Source organism: Geobacillus sp. G4 (assembly GCF_040327975.1).
GTDB lineage: Bacteria > Bacillota > Bacilli > Bacillales > Anoxybacillaceae > Geobacillus > Geobacillus thermoleovorans.
The window spans coordinates 65,067-82,483 of the sequence record NZ_JBEPJY010000006.1; the positions used below are offsets into that span (position 1 = coordinate 65,067).

General features: G+C 54.7%; 14 protein-coding genes. 12 read left to right on the forward strand and 2 right to left on the reverse strand.

Translation table 11 applies throughout. From position 1 onward, the window contains the following. Positions 1 to 194: 194 nt before the first annotated feature. Positions 195 to 2,132 (forward strand): hypothetical protein, encoded by a 1,938-nt coding sequence (locus ABS784_RS09070; RefSeq protein ID WP_011231016.1) that lies wholly within the window; start codon positions 195 to 197, stop codon positions 2,130 to 2,132. A 102-nt stretch (positions 2,133 to 2,234) separates the two neighbouring features. Then, positions 2,235 to 2,375, forward strand: coding sequence for a hypothetical protein (locus tag ABS784_RS09075; RefSeq protein WP_020278855.1), 141 nt, complete (start codon positions 2,235 to 2,237; stop codon positions 2,373 to 2,375). A 74-nt stretch (positions 2,376 to 2,449) separates the two neighbouring features. On the opposite strand, the gene ABS784_RS09080 is transcribed toward ABS784_RS09075, so the two are convergent. Both ABS784_RS09080 and ABS784_RS09085 read right to left on the reverse strand, forming a co-directional pair. Next, entirely contained in the window at positions 2,450 to 2,806 is a 357-nt protein-coding gene (locus ABS784_RS09080) for a hypothetical protein (protein ID WP_023634548.1), read from the reverse strand. 44 nt (positions 2,807 to 2,850) lie between these two features. Next, a complete protein-coding gene (locus ABS784_RS09085) occupies positions 2,851 to 3,954 on the reverse strand; it encodes a sensor histidine kinase (protein ID WP_014195670.1) in 1,104 nt (367 codons plus the stop codon). 224 nt (positions 3,955 to 4,178) lie between these two features. On the opposite strand from ABS784_RS09085, the gene cysK reads away from it, so the two are divergent. From cysK to ABS784_RS09140, 10 genes are all read left to right on the forward strand, one after another. Then, positions 4,179 to 5,102: a cysteine synthase A gene (cysK, locus tag ABS784_RS09090; RefSeq protein WP_011231021.1), complete on the forward strand. Its 924-nt coding sequence runs from the start codon at positions 4,179 to 4,181 to the stop codon at positions 5,100 to 5,102. A 557-nt stretch (positions 5,103 to 5,659) separates the two neighbouring features. Next, positions 5,660 to 6,781, forward strand: a complete 1,122-nt coding sequence (locus tag ABS784_RS09100) for an AbrB family transcriptional regulator (RefSeq protein WP_407059900.1) — start codon at positions 5,660 to 5,662, stop codon at positions 6,779 to 6,781. 48 nt (positions 6,782 to 6,829) lie between these two features. After that, entirely contained in the window at positions 6,830 to 7,468 is a 639-nt protein-coding gene (locus ABS784_RS09105; RefSeq protein WP_013523641.1) for a Bax inhibitor-1/YccA family protein, read from the forward strand. Between the two features lie 181 nt (positions 7,469 to 7,649). Further along, the gene (gene hyi / locus ABS784_RS09110; protein ID WP_031213236.1) at positions 7,650 to 8,447 is read left to right on the forward strand and encodes a hydroxypyruvate isomerase; all 798 of its coding nucleotides are present in this window, start codon (positions 7,650 to 7,652) and stop codon (positions 8,445 to 8,447) included. Continuing rightward, a complete protein-coding gene (locus tag ABS784_RS09115) occupies positions 8,444 to 9,340 on the forward strand; it encodes an NAD(P)-dependent oxidoreductase (RefSeq protein WP_011231025.1) in 897 nt (298 codons plus the stop codon). Before hyi ends, ABS784_RS09115 begins: the two co-directional genes overlap by 4 nt. A 252-nt stretch (positions 9,341 to 9,592) precedes the next feature. Then, on the forward strand, positions 9,593 to 10,915 hold the full coding sequence (locus ABS784_RS09120) for an FAD-binding oxidoreductase (protein WP_011231026.1): 1,323 nt from the start codon (positions 9,593 to 9,595) through the stop codon (positions 10,913 to 10,915). Beyond that, complete coding sequence (locus ABS784_RS09125; protein WP_014195676.1) at positions 10,915 to 12,276, forward strand: (Fe-S)-binding protein; 1,362 nt, start codon at positions 10,915 to 10,917, stop codon at positions 12,274 to 12,276. Before ABS784_RS09120 ends, ABS784_RS09125 begins: the two co-directional genes overlap by 1 nt. Further along, positions 12,273 to 13,718 carry an FAD-linked oxidase C-terminal domain-containing protein gene (locus ABS784_RS09130; protein ID WP_014195677.1) on the forward strand — a complete coding sequence of 482 codons (1,446 nt, stop codon included), beginning with the start codon at positions 12,273 to 12,275 and terminating at the stop codon, positions 13,716 to 13,718. Before ABS784_RS09125 ends, ABS784_RS09130 begins: the two co-directional genes overlap by 4 nt. A gap of 107 nt (positions 13,719 to 13,825) precedes the next feature. Further along, positions 13,826 to 16,009 carry a malate synthase G gene (locus ABS784_RS09135; RefSeq protein ID WP_011231029.1) on the forward strand — a complete coding sequence of 728 codons (2,184 nt, stop codon included), beginning with the start codon at positions 13,826 to 13,828 and terminating at the stop codon, positions 16,007 to 16,009. A 188-nt stretch (positions 16,010 to 16,197) separates the two neighbouring features. Then, positions 16,198 to 17,415, forward strand: a complete 1,218-nt coding sequence (locus ABS784_RS09140) for an NAD(P)-dependent malic enzyme (protein ID WP_011231030.1) — start codon at positions 16,198 to 16,200, stop codon at positions 17,413 to 17,415. Positions 17,416 to 17,417 lie beyond the last annotated feature (2 nt).

Here is a 17,417-nt window from a genome sequence, read left to right on the forward strand (position 1 = left end):
CTTCTCACCACCTTCCGTGACATAGTATGTGTCCGGCTGTTTGCAGTATGGGTGGGGAATGATGGGAAAAGCGGGTCGTGGCGCTTTGAACGATCGCGACAATGGGGAAAAGAAGGAGTCCGCGCGCTCAAGTTTTGCCTAGAGCGGGGCATACTATGGGCGCAATCCGCTTTATGAAGGAGGTAGGGAAACGGGTGAGAAAAACATTCATTGTGCTAAGCGTTGCTGTTCTCCTTCTTTTGGTTGCCGGGGCCGTTCTTCTTTTGCGCCGAGGCGAGTATGCGTTTGTGCCGGATGGGAGCGATATTGCGCCGTATGAAGCGAGCAAACAGACTGGAATCGATGTGTGGGGGCGATGGATCGCAGCGGATGACCGCCGCATCCAAGCGTTGTCGGCTAGAAACGAGCATTTGCAAAAAGAGGAAGGGGCGGTTGTCGTCGATGACCGGTTGCTTCGTCTCGGCAAGGAGGTGTTTTATAAAGAAACGTTCGGCAATGAAGTGTTTTTGACCGACATTATGGGTATTGTCGACGGGCCGCTGACGCTTGCCAATATGGCCAAAGCTATTGTCGCATTAAAAGGAGAAGGGACGACGAATTTGCGCGTGCCGCTTGCCGAAGATGTGACGATCGGCGGCCGCACATATAAAAAAGGCGAGTTGATCGACACGGGCATCGACGTGCCCAAAGGGTCATACTTGCCGCTCGGGATGCCGATCGTCACCGACGGCGGCCGCATGCGCGTCGGCATCAGCTGCGCCGCCTGCCATGCGACCGTCGATCCAGTGACCAAAAAAGTGGTGGAAGGGGCGCCGAACAACGATTTGAATGCCGGAATGCTCATGGCGTTGGCGACGAATTCGAGCGCTTATTTTACTCATGCCAATATCCGCTCGCTGAAAAAATATATCCGCTCGTTCGATCGGACGATCATCGATTCGCACGGGCGCAAAGCGGCGCTGCCGGATCCGGAGCTGCTTGAGCGGGACGTGGATCGCATTTTTGCCAGCTGGCCGCGCGGCAATTTTGATTCGACGATCGATATGAAAGCGAATCCGGCGCAAATTCCGGATTCGTTTACACGCGGCGACCATCCGTACGGGTGGAGCGGCTTTGCCGCCGCCGGCTCATTCCATGGCTTGGCTGCTTTCAGCAACAACGTGCACGCGCAAAATGCCGATTCGCTCGCGCAGGCGGAAATTAGCGATGCGCTGTTTGGCATTGATAAAGAAGTGTATCTCGGCACGATTTTGCAAAACGCCGCCCATCCGCGGTTTCGCTATCAGCCGACGACAAAGGAGAAACCGTCCGCCTTTTTCGCGAAAGTCGACCCGACGCCGAAAACGGCCGGCGTTAATCAGTTTGTCGCGCCGCCGCAGTTTCCGAAAGTATCGCTCGTCGCTCCAGATGGGTTGATCGTCAGCGAGCCGGGTTATCGGTTCAATGAGCAAAACAATGCCGTGGCCGCTTGGCAAAATACGCTCAATCCGCCGCCGCCAAATGAACGGATCAGCGAGGAGCGGGCGGCGAGAGGAAGAGAGGTGTTTGTCCGCGCCGGTTGCATCCGCTGCCATGCCGGGGCGTATTTGACGAACAACCGAGTCATCGCTGCTGATGTAGTGGGCACCGAGCCGTCGCGGGCGAAAGCGCTGAAGAAAACAGAAAAAGTGTTTGGAGAGCCGGTGTTGTACGCTCCTGACACGCCGGTGCCGATTCCAAAAGGGGCGAAAGTGTTGAAAGTGCCAACTGATCAGTTAGACCGAGAACAAATCCGGCTCTCCTTTGCTCATGGCGATTCACCGGGAGGGTATAAAGTGCCGAGCCTGATCGGGCTCGCTTGGAGCGCTCCATACTTGCATGATGGCGGCGTGGCGGTTGGGCCGAACGGTGAGCTCGGGCTTTCGGGCACCGTTCAAAAAGGCATCGCCCCTGATGCGCGCAACAGTCTGCGGGCGCTGATCGACCGGACGTGGCGCGAGCGCGTCATCGCCGCCAACGCCAAGGACTCCGACTTGCGGACGGTGCATGTGACCGGCGCCGGGCACCGTTATTGGATCGACCGTCAAGCCGGATTTACGAAGGAAGAGCAAGAGGCGGTATTGGACTATTTGTTGTCGCTCACCTCGCGCTGACCGCATCGAGCGTCGTTTATTCTGCGCTCATGCCGCTGGGAATAGTTCCCTTGCAACGCTGTTATAAGACGGCTCACACTAATAGGCAAGGGAGGGAAAGCGATGAGCGAAACATGTTTTTACTGTCAGTGCGAGTGCGATGACAAGGTGCATTACGTATCGTTCCATACGAATGGCGAAGAACGCGAAGAAACGCTTTGTCCGGAATGTTACCAAGAATGGCTGCAGGGCATGCAAGGTTGACCTTTCTTCCTGCTTTCGTTTCGCTTGGAAGCGGGGCTTTTTCGCGAAATGATGATGAAAAAACCGCACCGTGGTCAAACCGGTGCGGTTTTTTGGGACAGCGGCGGAGTGGCGATGATGTCCGCCAAATCGCCGTCTTCGTCATAGGCGCGGTAGACAGCGGCTTTCGTACGCGGAGCATGGACCGATAAAAAGAGAATGCGCTCCTTGCCTTCGCGGGCGACTTTCGTTTCCATTTTCAATGACACTCCGTTTATCGTGAGCGAGTAGAACCGGTACGTCAAGCCAAGCCATGTGCGTTCTGACCGCAGGGTATCTGGATGATGGCGGATGAACGCAGCGAGCTCGGCGAACGAATGCATTTCCCGCTCGAGCCATTCGCGGATGGCACTTGCCGCCTGCTCCAACCAGCTTTTCCAAGACGTTTTCATCGGCATCACCTTTTTTCATCCATCTTGCCCATTTTCGCTGTTCGTCATGCAGGGAGGCGGATGGAAAACGTCGTCATGTTGTCGTCGGAAGAACAGCAGATATCCCCGCCGTGGTCTTCGATCACTTTTTTGCAAATGTACAGGCCGATGCCGGTTCCGAGTTTTTTCGTTGTAAAAAACGGCTCGAAAATCGTTTCCACAATGTCGGCTGGAATTGACGGACCGTTGTTGGCGATTTCGATGATGATGCTTCCGTCTTGGCAACGGGCGGCGATGTTGATCCGCCGCGGTTTTTCCCTCTCTTTCACCGCTTCGATCGAGTTGAGCAAAATGTTTACCAGCACCTGGCGCAGCTGATCTTTATAGGCAAATATATGTATGGATTCATCGATCGCCACCGAAAGGTCGACATCGCTGTCGACGATCGTGGCGTATAAAAACTCGATAATTTCCTCCAACAACTGGTACAGCGAAAACGTTTCTTTTTCGCTTTCAACAATTTCTTTGCGTGAGGCATGCAAAAATTGCGAAATGCGAAATTTCAGCTGCTGCAACTCATGGTCGATAATGTCTAAATAAGGAAGATGCGGATGCTCAAACTTCAATAATTGAATAAAACCAATAATAGCCGTAAGCGGATTGCGAAACTCATGGACAAAACTCGATGACATTTGCCCAAGCAGCGTCAGCCGGTCTTGATGCGATCTGGCAATGAGCGCGTTTTTTTCATGCAGTTCTTTTTCCTTTAACTCATTGTATTTTGTGATGGCATGAAACAGAAATTGGTCAAACAGCTCGTTCAAATGGTCGATGAGCGGGGACAGCTCGTCGACCGGCAGCGGCGCGGCGAGCGCGTGGTTGATGACGAGCCGCCTCCCAAGGTTGACGTTGTAGACGAGAGCGCCGATGCCGACATTCATTTCCGCACGTTCTTTCGCGATTTTGTTGGCTAACCGTTCGACCGTCTCGCTAGATAGCGACCGCAACAGCGCTTCTTTGACCAGCTCAAACACTGCTAAGCCGTTTTGTTCGACATGATCGATGTATTTGTCATCGTCGGCAATTTTCATATGTTGCCGCCAATAGGCGAGAAAGTTCGGCAAATGGGCTTCTAAATGGGTGACGAGCTGCTGTGCCGCAGATGCCAAAAAAGCCACCTCGCTTTCCATCATTTATTTTTTATTATAAGGGGGAATATCGGACTAGAACAGGGGAAAAATCGCAATCGGTCCGGCCAAACGAACGTCCTTTTGCGAAAAACGATCCAAAAACGCCTGGTGCTGCGGGCGGGACAGACTGTTTGAACGAAAAAAGAAAAATCATTTATAATGAATGAGGCAAACAAATATTTTGCTAAAGGTTGGGGACGATCGTGAAATTGTATGACTCGATTTTAGATTTGATTGGCGGCACGCCGATTGTAAAGTTGCAGCGTCTTCCTGACCCGGACGGCGCGGATGTGTATATGAAGCTTGAATCGTTCAATCCGGGCGGCAGCGTCAAAGACCGGCCCGCTTGGGAAATGATCCGCCGCGCCGAGGCGGAAGGGAAAATTGCACCGGGAAAAAGCACGATCATTGAACCGACGTCCGGCAACACCGGCATCGGCCTGGCCATGGTGTGCGCCGCCAGAGGTTACCGTTGCATCATTACGATGCCCGACAATGCGACGGTCGAACGGGTGAAAATTTTAAAGGCGTACGGAGCCGAAGTCTATTTGACGCCGGCGGAGAAGCGGATGCAAGGGGCGATCGATGAGGCAAACCGGCTTGCTGGCGAAATCCCTGACAGCTTTATTCCGATGCAGTTTGAAAATCCGGCCAATCCGGATGCACACCGGCATACAACAGCGGTGGAAATTTATGAAGCGTTTGATGGACGGCTCGATGCGTTCGTGTTAACCGCCGGCACCGGCGGGACGGTGACCGGAACAGGGGAGGAGCTGAAAAAACGCATCCCGAATTTGCGCATTTACGTCGTTGAACCGTACGGTTCGCCTGTGTTGTCGGGCGGCAAGCCGGGGCCGCACAAAATTCCCGGCACGGGTCCGGGGTTTATCCCGAAAATTTTAAATCGCTCGATTTATGATGACATTTTTTTGATCAAAGATGAGGATGCCCAACAGATGGCGCGCGAACTGGCGGCGAAGGAAGGCATTTTGGTCGGCGCTTCGGCCGCTGCCAGTGCCTATTACGCCATCAAAGTGGCGAAACAGCTCCCCAAAGGCGCCCGCGTCCTTTGCATGGCGCCCGATTCCGGCGAGCGGTATTTGTCATCCGATTTATTCGCTGATTAAGCGGACGGCGCATCGGCGAAAAAGCGAGGGCCGTTGGCTTCACTGCTCCTTGCCTGTCATGGGAAGAGAAGCATTCCTCTCTGCTAAACAGGAGAGGAATGTTTTTGGTTTGGTATTTCTGATGCAATTTAAAGCTTTAACATTTTTCGTTTTTACCGGTCATTTCATCCGACTGTCGAGTGACCGAACAACACCGCTTAAAGACCCATGAATGGGTCTTTAAGCGAGTCGTTGTTCGGTCTTCCGTCACGCCTTAGCGTGACGGAGGCAAGCCTATGGCTTGCCTTCGACAGTCAAAAATGGATGAGTCACTTTTCCGTCAAGGATATGTTAAACGATTTCGTTGCATCTATATAGTTTGCAGAAAGCGGATAGTAGAGCAACAGTTGCCGTCCCTTTTTGCCTTCGCGCCGCCGTCCGCTGTCGATAAAACCGGCAGTCAAGTACAATCGCTGCGCTGTCAAGTTTTGTTCATTGACAGCAAGCACAATTTCGTTGATGTAAGGTGGAGAGGAAGTGTTCGCTTGGCTTTGGAAAGACAACAAGGGCGGAACAGCATGGCGCGCATCGCGTTGACGCTGGTGATCGCGGCGCTCGGCGGCTTCATTTTCGCCTTGTTTGGCGTTCCGCTCCATTGGATGCTCGGTCCAGCAGCTGCGTTGCTTTTGGTTGGTCGTTTTTTGAAGGGAAAGTTGTATTGGCCGGTCGGCATTCGCAACGCTGCGCTCATTCCGATCGGCTATACGCTAGGGACATCGATGACGGCAGGAACGCTTGTGGAGATGGGCCGACAATTGCCGGCGATGTTGCTGGCGACGGTGTTGATTTTGTTGTTTAGCTTCCTTGTTTCTTGCCTTGTCGCGAGATGGACAAGGATTCCGCTCCGTTCGGTTGTCACCGGCAGCATCCCCGGCGGATTGTCGCAAATGCTTGTGTTGGGCGAGGAGCTCGACGGTGTCGATGCAACGATTGTCACGTTTTTTCAAGTGATGCGCCTGATGGGCGTCGTGTTTCTCGTCCCGCTTATCGCCTTAAGCCCGTTCTTTTCCGGCGGCGCTGAGGCGGGGACGGGCGCAGAATGCGGACAAGGGGCGCATTGGAGCGTCGGTCTTGTTTGGCTGTATTTGATCGTCACGGTTGCCAGCGCGATCATCGGAAGGCGCATCAAACTGCCGACTGCCTATTTGCTTGGCCCGATCATCGGAACATCGGCTCTGGTCATTGCCGGGACGCCGGCGCCCCATTTGCCAGCTCCTTTGTTAGATATCGCGCAAATCGCGATGGGCGCTTATCTAGGCTTAATGCTGAAACCGGCTCGCATCGCGGAAAAGGGAAGAGCCGTGCTGGCCGCTGTGGTTACCGGTCTTGCGCTCATTTTGTTTTCCATGGCTTCGGCATTTGTCTTAACGGCTCTGCATGGCGTGCCGTATTTGACAGCGTTCATCGCCTTGGCGCCGGGGGGCATGGATCAAATGGGAATTTTGGCGCGGGAGGCGCATGCCGACCTTGCCGTTGTGACAAGTTATCAAATGTTCCGCATTTTTTTCATTTTGCTTGTCGTTCCACCGGTGCTGAAAAAACTGTTTGCCGCCCGCTGGTTTCGGTGGATCGAACGATGGACCATACATCATGGTGGGCGGTCCATGCAGTCTGCGTCAATCCAAAAGAAAGGACTGTGACAAGAAACAAATATATGCTAAACTAGAAAGAAAAAGGAGGGGGTTGCCATGAACCATTCGACCGTTTATCGTCCGCATAGCCCAGTGGCGAAGTTGGCGGTTTCCTTTTTAGCGGCGCTGGCCGTTGCGACGGCGGGGCTGTATGCCGGGCAATGGGTGCCGGCTGGCCTGTATTTGCCCCTTTACGCGCTTGAACTTGTGCTGCTGTTGGTCATGATGTTCGCCCGCGTGAAAAAAGCTGTCGGCTATCCGCTTATGTTTGCGTTTATGTTTGTCTCGGGGGCGACGCTCTATCCGCTCATCGGCTATTACATTTCCATCATCGGCGCGGCGGCGGTGTTCAAAGCGTTTGCGCTGGCCGTTGTATCGTTTTCCGGCGTTGCCATTTACGCAGCGAGAACGAAAGAAGATTTTTCGTTCCTCGGCGGGTTTTTGATGCTGGGCGCGTTTGCGCTCCTTGGCTTGCTGATCATCCAATGGTTCATCCCATTCTCAAGCGTAGGGCAAATGGGCATCGCCGCTTTGGGGATTTTGATTTTCCTTGGCTTTACGATTTACGACATCAACCGTTTGGCCCGCTATGGCTTTACGGAAGCGGACATCCCGATGATTGTGGTCAATATTTACCTTGATTTCATCAACTTGTTTGTCTACATTTTGCGTTTTTTCGCCAGCGATGAGGATTGAGCGCCAAAAAGGGCTGCTTTTGGGGCAGCCCTTTTTCCATGACCGTGGCATTGATCAAAGCGGCAAGTCGAAATGGTGCGGCTGTTTTTTTACGGCATTAAAGGGGAAACGCGGTGAGGCAGGAATCGGCAAACGGTGGGGCGAATATAGAGAAAGAAATGGAGAAGAAAGGAGCCTCATGATGAAGTTTGCCGTCAATGTATCGACGATTTTCACGGAAGCGCCGTTTCTCGCCCGGTTTGCCAAGGCGAAGCAGCATGGGTTTTCGCACGTTGAATGCCAGTTTCCGTACTCGGTGGCTCCTGAGGCGATTGCTGATGAACTCGAGCAGCTTGAGCTGTCGCTTGTTTTGCTGAATTTGCCCGCTGGCGATTGGGAAAAGGGGGAGCGCGGGCTCGCCATTTTTTCTGACCGTCATGATGAATTCCGGCGTGCACTGGAGGAAGGAGTGCGTTATGCGCTCGCGCTCGGTGTACCGAATCTTCATTGCATGGCCGGAGTGTTGCCAAGGGACTTGCCGCGCGAGCGGGCGAAGGAGACGTATATGCGCCGCATTGACGAAGCGGCTGCAACGCTTGCTGTTCATGGTTTGACGCTGACGATTGAACCGATCAATCCGTTCGATATGCCCGGCTACTTTTTAACCGATATTGAGGAAGCGGCGGCGATCATACGCGATCTCGGCCGGACGAATGTGAAATTGCAATATGACGTCTATCATATGGCTCGGCTCGGACGCAATGTGACAGCGACGTTTGCCGACTACGCACCGCTCATCGCGCATGTGCAATTCGCTGATGCCCCCGGGCGGCATGAGCCGGGGACGGGAGAGCTTCCGTATCGCGAGATTTTCGCATTTTTGCAAGAGCACGGCTACAATGGAGCGATTGGACTTGAGTACATTCCATCAGGGAAAAGCAGCGAAAGTTTTGTCTGGTATGATGAATACCGCGGAATGAAAGGGGGAGGCGGACGATGACACGCGTCGGCTTTATTGGATTGGGCGTGATGGGCTCGCGCATGGCTAGACGGCTGCTTGAAGCGGGATTCAATGTCACGGTGTACAACCGTACGACAGAAAAAGCGGTTCCGCTTGTCAACCTTGGCGCCCGACAGGCGGCGACAGTGGCAGAGCTGGCTGGCGAGGCGGATATCATTTGCACGTGCTTATCGATGCCGGATGATGTCATCGAGGTGTATACAGGTGAAGGCGGCGTCCTTAGCGCGGCCCATCCGGGGACGATTTGCCTTGATTTTACAACCGTCGGTCCGAAAACAAGCCGGTTTGTCGCTCGGCGCGCCGATGAGCACGGCGTCGCCTATTTGGACGCGCCGGTAAGCGGCGGGCCGGAAGGGGCGGAGCAAGGGGCGCTGACGATCATGGTCGGCGGGGCGAAAGAAGCATGGGAGCGGGTGCGTCCGTTGCTTCGGGTGTTAGGAAAAACGGTTGAATATTTAGGAGAAAGCGGCGCCGGCAGCGCGGCAAAAGCGATCAACCAGTACTTGGTCGCCGTCCATTCGGTCGCCGCGGCGGAAGCGATGGTCGCTGGCGTCGCTTATGGGCTTCATGCCGGGAAGCTGTATCGGCTGTTAAAAGAAAGCTATGGAGACAGCCGGATGTTGCGCCGCCATATGGAGCAGTTCGTGTTGCCGCGTCGATTCACTCCTGGCGGGGCGGTCAAGTATGTACATAAAGATGTGCGCTTGGCGAACGAGTTGATGGATGAAATCGGCCTTGGCCGCCGACTCGGCATTCAAGCAGAAGAAGCGTTTGCCGCAGCGATCGCCGCAGGCCTTGCCGACTTGGATATGGCCGCGGTCATTCAGCCGCTCGAGCAGCGGGTCGGAGTGGTGGTGGAAGAGACGGAATGAACAAAATGATCCCTAAATTCAAAAAATTCATTGAAAAAATGGATGAGCGATGGTTTAATAGAAGTAGCAGGAGGGCTGGCCCCAAAGGTTGTTTTGGGCTAAATCACTTGTATATATGACGGTGATCGGAAAAGGTGTCCCGATTCTTTTGGGACACCCTCCGCCTGATAAAGAAAACGGTTCGAGCGGCTCGCTTTTTTTTACTGATAAAAAGAAACGATGTTTCTTATTACGAAACGGAGGAGGGCGCTCATGCTTTCATTGACATGGATTGAGGAGCTGCAGGCGTTTTTGCATCCAGAACAGATCAAACGGAATGAATCGTTCCACCCCCTCGGCAATGATGGGGCGGTGACCGTCTATCCGCGAACAGAGGAAGAAATCGCTGCGGTGCTCCGCTATGCCGACCGCCATGGCAAAAAAGTCGTCATCGCTGGACGCGGCACAAAACGGGGGTTTGGCGGGCATCGGGAACAGGCGGACATCTTGCTGTCGTTGGAACACTATGCCGGCATTGTCGAACATGCGGCCGCCGATATGACGGTCACTGTCAAAGCCGGAACGGTGTTTGGTGATTTGCAGCGCGCGCTCGCTCCGCATCGGCAAAAGGTCGCCTTGGACCCGTTTTGGCCGGAGGAAGCGACGATCGGAGGGGTCATTGCCGCGAACGATAGCGGTCCGAAGCGGCTCGGCTATGGGGCAGCGCGCGATTCGGTCATCGGGTTGCGCGTCGTCTATCCGAACGGGACCGTCATTCGTTCCGGAGGCAAAGTGGTAAAAAATGTCGCCGGCTACGATATGAATAAGTTGTTCATTGGGGCGATGGGGACGCTCGGGGTGCTGAGCGAGATTACGCTCAAGCTTCGACCGCTCGCGAAATATGAAAGCGTTGTGTTGCTGTCGTTCCCAAGCGGCGATCTTCATGACATTCGCTCGTTTGCCGTTTCGTTCCTTGATACAATGATGGAGCCGATTTGTTTTGAACTGCTCAACCCGGCGCTTTCCGAGCGGCTGACGGGACGGCCGGTTTATACGCTTGTGATCGGGTTTGAAGATGTGGAAAACGCCGTCCATTACCAAGAGCATTGGGTTGAACGACTGCGGCCGAAAGCGGTGGAAATGTCCATTTTAGCCGGCGAAGAGACGGCGGCGTTTTGGCGGACGTTTTACACGATGGCACCGAACGGGCGTCTGGAGCAGGCGGAAAACGGTGTTGAAGCGGCAGTGAAAATCGGGGTTGTCAACTTGGATGTACTCTCCATCTTGCGTGAAAGCGTTTTAATCGCTGACCGTTGCCATGTCCGCATCGAGGCGCACGGCGGATTGGGCCACGGGCTTTGTCAGGCGTATATGCACGGCGGCGAAGAGGGAGTGTTGACCGCGATCGAGGAGCTGCGTCAAACGGCGGTTCGCCTTGGCGGCTACGCGATTGTGAAACATTTGCCGCTTTCGCTGCGCCAGCGCGTCGACGTCTGGGGCGGAAAGCCGTCGTACTTTTTCTTGCTCGAAGGCATTAAGCGGAAAATCGATCCGAACAAAACGGTCAACGATCAACGCTTTATTGGGGGGATTTAATGATGAGCACGATGACCAATGAACGGGCGGACAGCCCGGCGTGTGCGACCGCGAGTCTTGGCAACTATCGTTTTCACGATTTGCCGGACCCGAGCAAGTGGGCTGATTGCGTTCATTGCGGCATGTGTTTAGAATCATGCCCGACGTACGAACAGACGGGTGAAGAACAGCACTCTCCGCGCGGCCGCGTTCATTTGATGAAGTCGGTCGGCGAAGGGAAGCTTGAGTTGACGCCTGATTTGCTCGATCCGATTTTTACGTGCTTGGATTGCCGTGCATGCACGACGGCTTGCCCGGCCGATGTCGATGTCGGTGGGCTCATTGAACAAGTGCGCGGCCAGCTCCGCCAGGCGGTTCCGCTCACCGGTTGGAAGGCGCTTGTCAGCGACGTTTTCTTAAAAGGCATTTTTCCGCATCCGTCGCGCCTCGATTGGCTCGGCCGCCTGCTGAAATGGTACCAAAAAAGCGGCTTGCAGACGGTGGCGCGCAAAACCGGACTGCTGCGTGTCATGCCCGATCACTTGGCTGAGATGGAGGCGATTTTGCCAGCGGTCGGTACGCCGGTTCGGAGAAAGTATAAACATCAGCCGCTCATTAAGGCGAAGGGGGAAACAAAGCGAACCGTCGCGATTTTGACCGGATGCGTCATGGATGTTATGTTTAGTGATATTAACGAAGCGACGATCCGTGTATTGACCCATAACGGCAACGATGTCGTCATCGTCCCGAACCAGACGTGCTGCGGGGCGCTTCACGTTCACGCCGGCGACCGCGAAACCGGCCGGAAGCTCGCCAAGCAAAATATTGAGGCGTTTCAACATGTCGACCATGTCATCGTTAACGCCGCCGGCTGCGGCTGCATGTTGAAAGAATATCCGGAACTGTTCCGCCATGACCCGGAATGGCATGAAAAGGCGGAGCAATTTGCCGCCAAAGTTGAGGATGTGTCCAAATTTTTGCATGACACGGGCTTCAAACCACCGAAAGCGGAATTGAACGTGCGCCTCACCTACCATGATGCGTGCCATTTGGCCCATGGCCAGGGCATCCGCCAAGAGCCGCGCGCTTTGATTGAAAGCATTCCGGGGGTGGAAATGGTCGCCATGCCAAACGCCGATCGTTGCTGCGGCAGCGCCGGCATTTACAACCTCACCCATCCGGAGATGGCACAAGCGGTGCTTGAGAGCAAAATGCAACACGTGCCGCAAGAGGTGGAGCTGATCTCGATGGGCAATCCAGGTTGCATGCTGCAAATGGCGCTTGGCGTCATGAAACATGGACGAAACCAAAAAATCGTCCATACGGTGCAGCTGCTCGATTGGGCGTACCAAAAAGAAGAAGGGAAGGACGTGCGCATATGAGAAAACGGCCGATTGCAACGAACGACCCGCACATCCAAGCGCTCGCCCGCATCGTTGGGGAACAGGCGATTTTATACCGGAAAGAAGATTTAATGGCGTATGACTGCGACGGCTTCACCGTCCACCGCCATTTGCCAAGGGCGGTTGTATTTCCAAACAGCACGGAGCAAGTGGCGGCGGTCGTCAAATACTGCCATGAGCATGATCTTCCGTTTCTCGCCCGCGGCGCCGGCACGGGGTTAAGCGGCGGGGCGATTCCGCTAAACGGCGAAGTCGTCATCAGCCTAACGCGGATGAAGCGGCTGTTGCACGTCGATCTCGAAAACCGGCGCGCCGTCGTCGAGCCGGGGTTTGTCAACTTGAAGTTGACGAACTCGGTCGCCCACCGCGGCTATTACTATGCGCCCGACCCGTCAAGCCAATATTGCTGCACGATCGGCGGCAACGTCGCTGAAAACGCTGGCGGCGCCCACTGCTTAAAATACGGAGTGACGACGAACCATATTTTAGGGCTTGAAGTCGTCTTGCCGAACGGCGAAGTGATTGAAATCGGCGGAAACGGCGTTCCCGATCCGCCAGGCTACGATTTGCTCGGGCTGCTGACCGGGTCGGAAGGGACGCTTGGCATCGTGACAAAAATCACCGTCCGTTTGTTGAAAAATCCCGAGGCCAAACAGACGGTGCTCGCCTATTTTGACGAAGTGGAAGATGCGAGCCAGACCGTTTCCGACATCATTTCCGCTGGAATCGTGCCGGCGGCGCTCGAGATGATGGACCAAACGGCCATCGAGGCGGTCGAAGCGGCCGCGTTTCCGGTCGGGCATCCGAAAGACATCGCCGCGCTGTTGCTCATTGAAGTGGATGGCATTTCCGCCGGGATCGACGAACAAATCAACGATATTTTAACGATTTGCCGCCGCCATCATGTGCGCGAAGTGAAAGTCGCCCAGTCAGAGGAAGAACGGGCCCGCTGGTGGGCGAACCGGAAAACCGGCTTTGGCGCCATGGGGGCGATTTCGCCTGACTATTTAGTGCAAGATGGCGTCATTCCGCGTAGCCGTCTGCCGGAAGTGCTGCGGGAAATCGCCGATATCAGCCGCAAGTATGGACTGAGAATCGCAAACATTTTCCACGCCGGCGACGGCAATTTGCACCCGCTTGTGCTGTTTGATGCGAGCAAGCCTGGGGAGACGGAGCGGGCGCTTGCCGCCGGAAGCGAATGCCTCAAGGCGTGCGCGGCGGTCGGCGGATCAATTACAGGGGAACATGGCGTTGGCATTGAGAAAAAAGAAGAGATGCGCTTCATTTTCACTGATGAGGAAATTTTGGCGCAAACGGCAATCCGCGACGTGTTTAACCCGAAAAACTTGCTCAACGCCGGCAAGCTGTTCCCGACGCCGGGGCGTTGTGTAGAGACAAAGATGCCGTCGACAGTGAAATGAAAATTTTTTGAAAACGATTGCCAGTCATTTCGTTTCATGGTATCATCTTTTTAGAGAAATTGAGAAACGATGTTTCGTAATAAGAAACAAGAGAGGGGAAGAGAATAATGGGCGAATACGTACAAAAAGGGAACATCCAAGTCGCCAAAGTGTTGTACGACTTTGTCAACGAGGAGCTTCTGCCGAACAGCGGGTTGGATCAAGACAAGTTTTGGAGCGATTTCGGCGCGCTCATTTCCGACTTGACGCCGCGCAACAAAGAATTGCTCGCCCGCCGCGACGAAATTCAAGAAAAATTGAATGAGTGGCATAAAGCGCATCGCGGCCGCTTTGATTTTAACGAATATAAAGCATTTTTGACAGACATCGGCTATTTGGAGCCGGAAGTCGAGGACTTTGAGATTACGACCGACAATGTCGATGATGAAATTGCCGTGCAAGCCGGGCCGCAGCTCGTCGTTCCGTTGACGAACGCCCGCTATGCATTAAACGCTGCCAACGCCCGTTGGGGCAGCCTGTACGACGCGCTGTACGGCACCGATGCCATCAGCGAAGAAGACGGCGCCGAGCGCGGTTCGTCGTACAACCCGGTGCGCGGGGCGAAAGTCATCGCCTACGGGCGGCAGTTTTTAGATGAAGCGGTGCCGCTGGCGCAATATTCCCATAAAGACGCTGTCCAGTACGCCATTGTTGATGGCCAGCTTGTCGTGACGACAGAAGGCGGGGCGACGACGGGGCTGAAAGAGCCGGAAAAATTCGTCGGCTTCCAAGGCGACCCGCAACATCCGACAGCGGTGTTGCTGAAGAACAATGGCCTTCACATTGAAATTCAAATCGACCGCGAGCATGCGGTCGGAAAAACGGATCAAGCCGGGGTCAAAGACATTGTCCTAGAAGCGGCCGTGACAACGATCATGGACGGTGAAGATTCGGTGGCGGCCGTTGACGCCGAAGACAAAGTGCTCGTTTACCGCAACTTGTTTGGTCTCGTTAAAGGCGATTTGACAGCGACATTTGAGAAAAACGGCAAAATCATGACGCGCTCCCTGAACCCGGATCGCGTATACAAAACGCCGGATGGCGGGGAGCTCGTGCTGCCGGGCCGTTCGCTCATGTTCGTGCGCAACGTCGGGCACTTAATGACGAACAACGCGATCTTGCATGCGAATGGCGAGGAAGTGCATGAAGGGATCATGGACGCCGTCATTACAAGCTTGATTATGAAACATTCGCTCATCGGCAATACACGCTACTTGAATTCGCGCAAAGGTTCCATCTACATCGTCAAGCCGAAAATGCACGGATCGGCGGAAGTGGCGTTTGCCAACGAGCTGTTTGACCGTGTCGAAGATATGCTCGGCCTTGAGCGGAATACGATTAAAATCGGCGTGATGGACGAGGAGCGCCGCACGTCGCTCAACTTGAAAAACTGCATCTACCAAGTGCGCGACCGCATCATTTTTATCAACACCGGCTTCCTCGACCGGACCGGAGACGAAATTCATACGTCGATGGAAGCGGGGCCGATGCTGCGCAAAAACGAGATGAAATCATCGACTTGGCTGCAGGCGTATGAAAAATCGAACGTCGCCGTTGGGCTTGCCGCCGGCTTCCGCGGCCGGGCGCAAATCGGCAAAGGAATGTGGGCGATGCCGGATTTGATGGCAGAAATGCTGAAGCAAAAAGGAGCGCAGCTCAAAGCAGGCGCCAATACGGCATGGGTGCCGTCGCCGACAGCGGCCACGCTCCATGCGCTTCATTACCATCAAGTGAACGTCTCCGCTGTGCAAAGCGAACTGGCGAACGATCGGAACGATTATCGCGACGACATGTTGCAAATCCCGGTCGTTGACCATCCGCAATGGACAGCGGAAGAGATTCAAGAAGAGCTCGACAACAACTGCCAAAGCATTTTAGGCTATGTCGTCCGCTGGATCGACCAAGGGATCGGCTGCTCGAAAGTGCCGGACATTCACAACGTCGGACTGATGGAAGACCGGGCGACGCTTCGCATCTCGAGCCAAATTCTCGCCAACTGGCTCCATCATGGCATTTGCACGAAAGAGCAAGTGCTTGAGACGCTCAAGCGGATGGCGAAAGTCGTCGACGAACAAAACGCCGGCGATCCGAACTATCGTCCGATGGCGCCGAATTACGATGATTCGGTGGCGTTCCAAGCGGCGTGCGATCTCATTTTCCGCGGCTATGAACAGCCAAACGGCTATACCGAGCCGATTTTGCACCGCCGCCGTCAAGAAGCAAAAGCGAAATTTGCCGCCATTCAGCAATAAACGCCAAAAGCTGTATAAGGAACAAGGGATGGATGACCTTGTTCCTTCCTATCTATTATGATCAGAAAATTAAGAAAATAAATGGAGAAAGGAGGCAGCTCCTAGTTACTACTGGCCGGTTGTCAAACGCAAAGCAGCACAAAAGGCGGTACAAGGGGATGGGGAAGGCTAGTAGCTAGGGATCAGTGATGGAACATTTGCGAGAACGAGCGTTGCTTGTCCATCGGCAGGCAAGAGGAAAGCTGTCAGTTGAAGTGAAAGTGCCGGTCGTGAATGCCAATGATTTAAGTCTCATTTATTCGCCGGGAGTGGCTGAACCGTGCAAAGAAATTTACGTCGACCAAGACGAAATGTACAACTATACAGTGAAGGGCAATTTTGTCGCCGTCGTCTCGAATGGCACGGCGGTGCTTGGGCTTGGCAACATTGGCGCGCGGGCGGCGCTTCCGGTCATGGAAGGGAAAGCCGCCTTGTTCAAAGCGTTCGCCGGGATCGATGCCGTGCCGCTTTGCCTCGATACTGAAGATCCGGAACAAATCATTCAAACGGTCAAGTTGCTGGAACCGGCGTTTGGGGGCATCAATTTGGAAGATATCGCCGCCCCCGCCTGCTTTGTCATTGAAGAGCGTCTTCGCCAAGAGATGGCGATCCCGGTGTTTCATGATGATCAGCATGGCACGGCGATTGTCGTGGCCGCTGGGCTGACGAACGCCTTGAAAGTGGTTGGCAAACAGCTTGCCGATTGCCGGGTTGTCATCAACGGCGCCGGCGCTGCCGGGGTGGCGATCGCCAAATTGCTGCTGTCGATCGGAGTCGGCGAACTGATCGTTTGCGACACAAAAGGAGCGATTTATGAAGGGCGCTCGCATGGGATGAACGCTATCAAGGAAGAAATCGCCCGGCAAACGAATCACCGCCGTATCTCCGGGACGCTTGCGGACGTCATTCAAGGCGCGGATGTGTTTATCGGTGTCTCGGTTGCTGGGGCGTTGACGCCGGCGATGGTTCGGACGATGAACCGCGGGGCGGTCGTATTCGCCTTGGCCAATCCGGTGCCTGAGATCATGCCGGATGAGGCAAAAGCCGCCGGCGCCGCCGTGGTCGCGACCGGCCGGTCGGATTTGCCGAACCAAGTGAACAACGTGTTGGCGTTCCCTGGCATTTTCCGCGGCGCGCTCGATGTGCGGGCGACGCAAATTAATGAGGCGATGAAAATTGCCGCTGCCGAAGCCATCGCCGGGCTCATCCAGCCGGAAGAGCTGACGGAAGAGTATGTCATCCCGAACCCGTTTGACCGGCGCGTCGTCGAGGCCGTCGCTTCCGCCGTCGCCCGTGCCGCCATGGAGACCGGGGTGGCTCGAGTCAAGGAAAAAGTTGAGGAACAAAATCGTGTCAGAGAGGGGTAGCC

Coding starts and splice junctions, on each gene's coding strand:
- ABS784_RS09120 (WP_011231026.1), top strand. CDS start 9,593: ATGCTTTCATTGACATGGATTGAGGAGCTGCAGGCGTTTTTGCATCCA.
- ABS784_RS09080 (WP_023634548.1), bottom strand. CDS start 2,806: ATGAAAACGTCTTGGAAAAGCTGGTTGGAGCAGGCGGCAAGTGCCATC.
- ABS784_RS09115 (WP_011231025.1), top strand. CDS start 8,444: ATGACACGCGTCGGCTTTATTGGATTGGGCGTGATGGGCTCGCGCATG.
- ABS784_RS09125 (WP_014195676.1), top strand. CDS start 10,915: ATGATGAGCACGATGACCAATGAACGGGCGGACAGCCCGGCGTGTGCG.
- ABS784_RS09075 (WP_020278855.1), top strand. CDS start 2,235: ATGAGCGAAACATGTTTTTACTGTCAGTGCGAGTGCGATGACAAGGTG.
- ABS784_RS09135 (WP_011231029.1), top strand. CDS start 13,826: ATGGGCGAATACGTACAAAAAGGGAACATCCAAGTCGCCAAAGTGTTG.
- ABS784_RS09140 (WP_011231030.1), top strand. CDS start 16,198: ATGGAACATTTGCGAGAACGAGCGTTGCTTGTCCATCGGCAGGCAAGA.
- ABS784_RS09100 (WP_407059900.1), top strand. CDS start 5,660: ATGGCGCGCATCGCGTTGACGCTGGTGATCGCGGCGCTCGGCGGCTTC.
- ABS784_RS09130 (WP_014195677.1), top strand. CDS start 12,273: ATGAGAAAACGGCCGATTGCAACGAACGACCCGCACATCCAAGCGCTC.
- ABS784_RS09105 (WP_013523641.1), top strand. CDS start 6,830: ATGAACCATTCGACCGTTTATCGTCCGCATAGCCCAGTGGCGAAGTTG.
- hyi (WP_031213236.1), top strand. CDS start 7,650: ATGAAGTTTGCCGTCAATGTATCGACGATTTTCACGGAAGCGCCGTTT.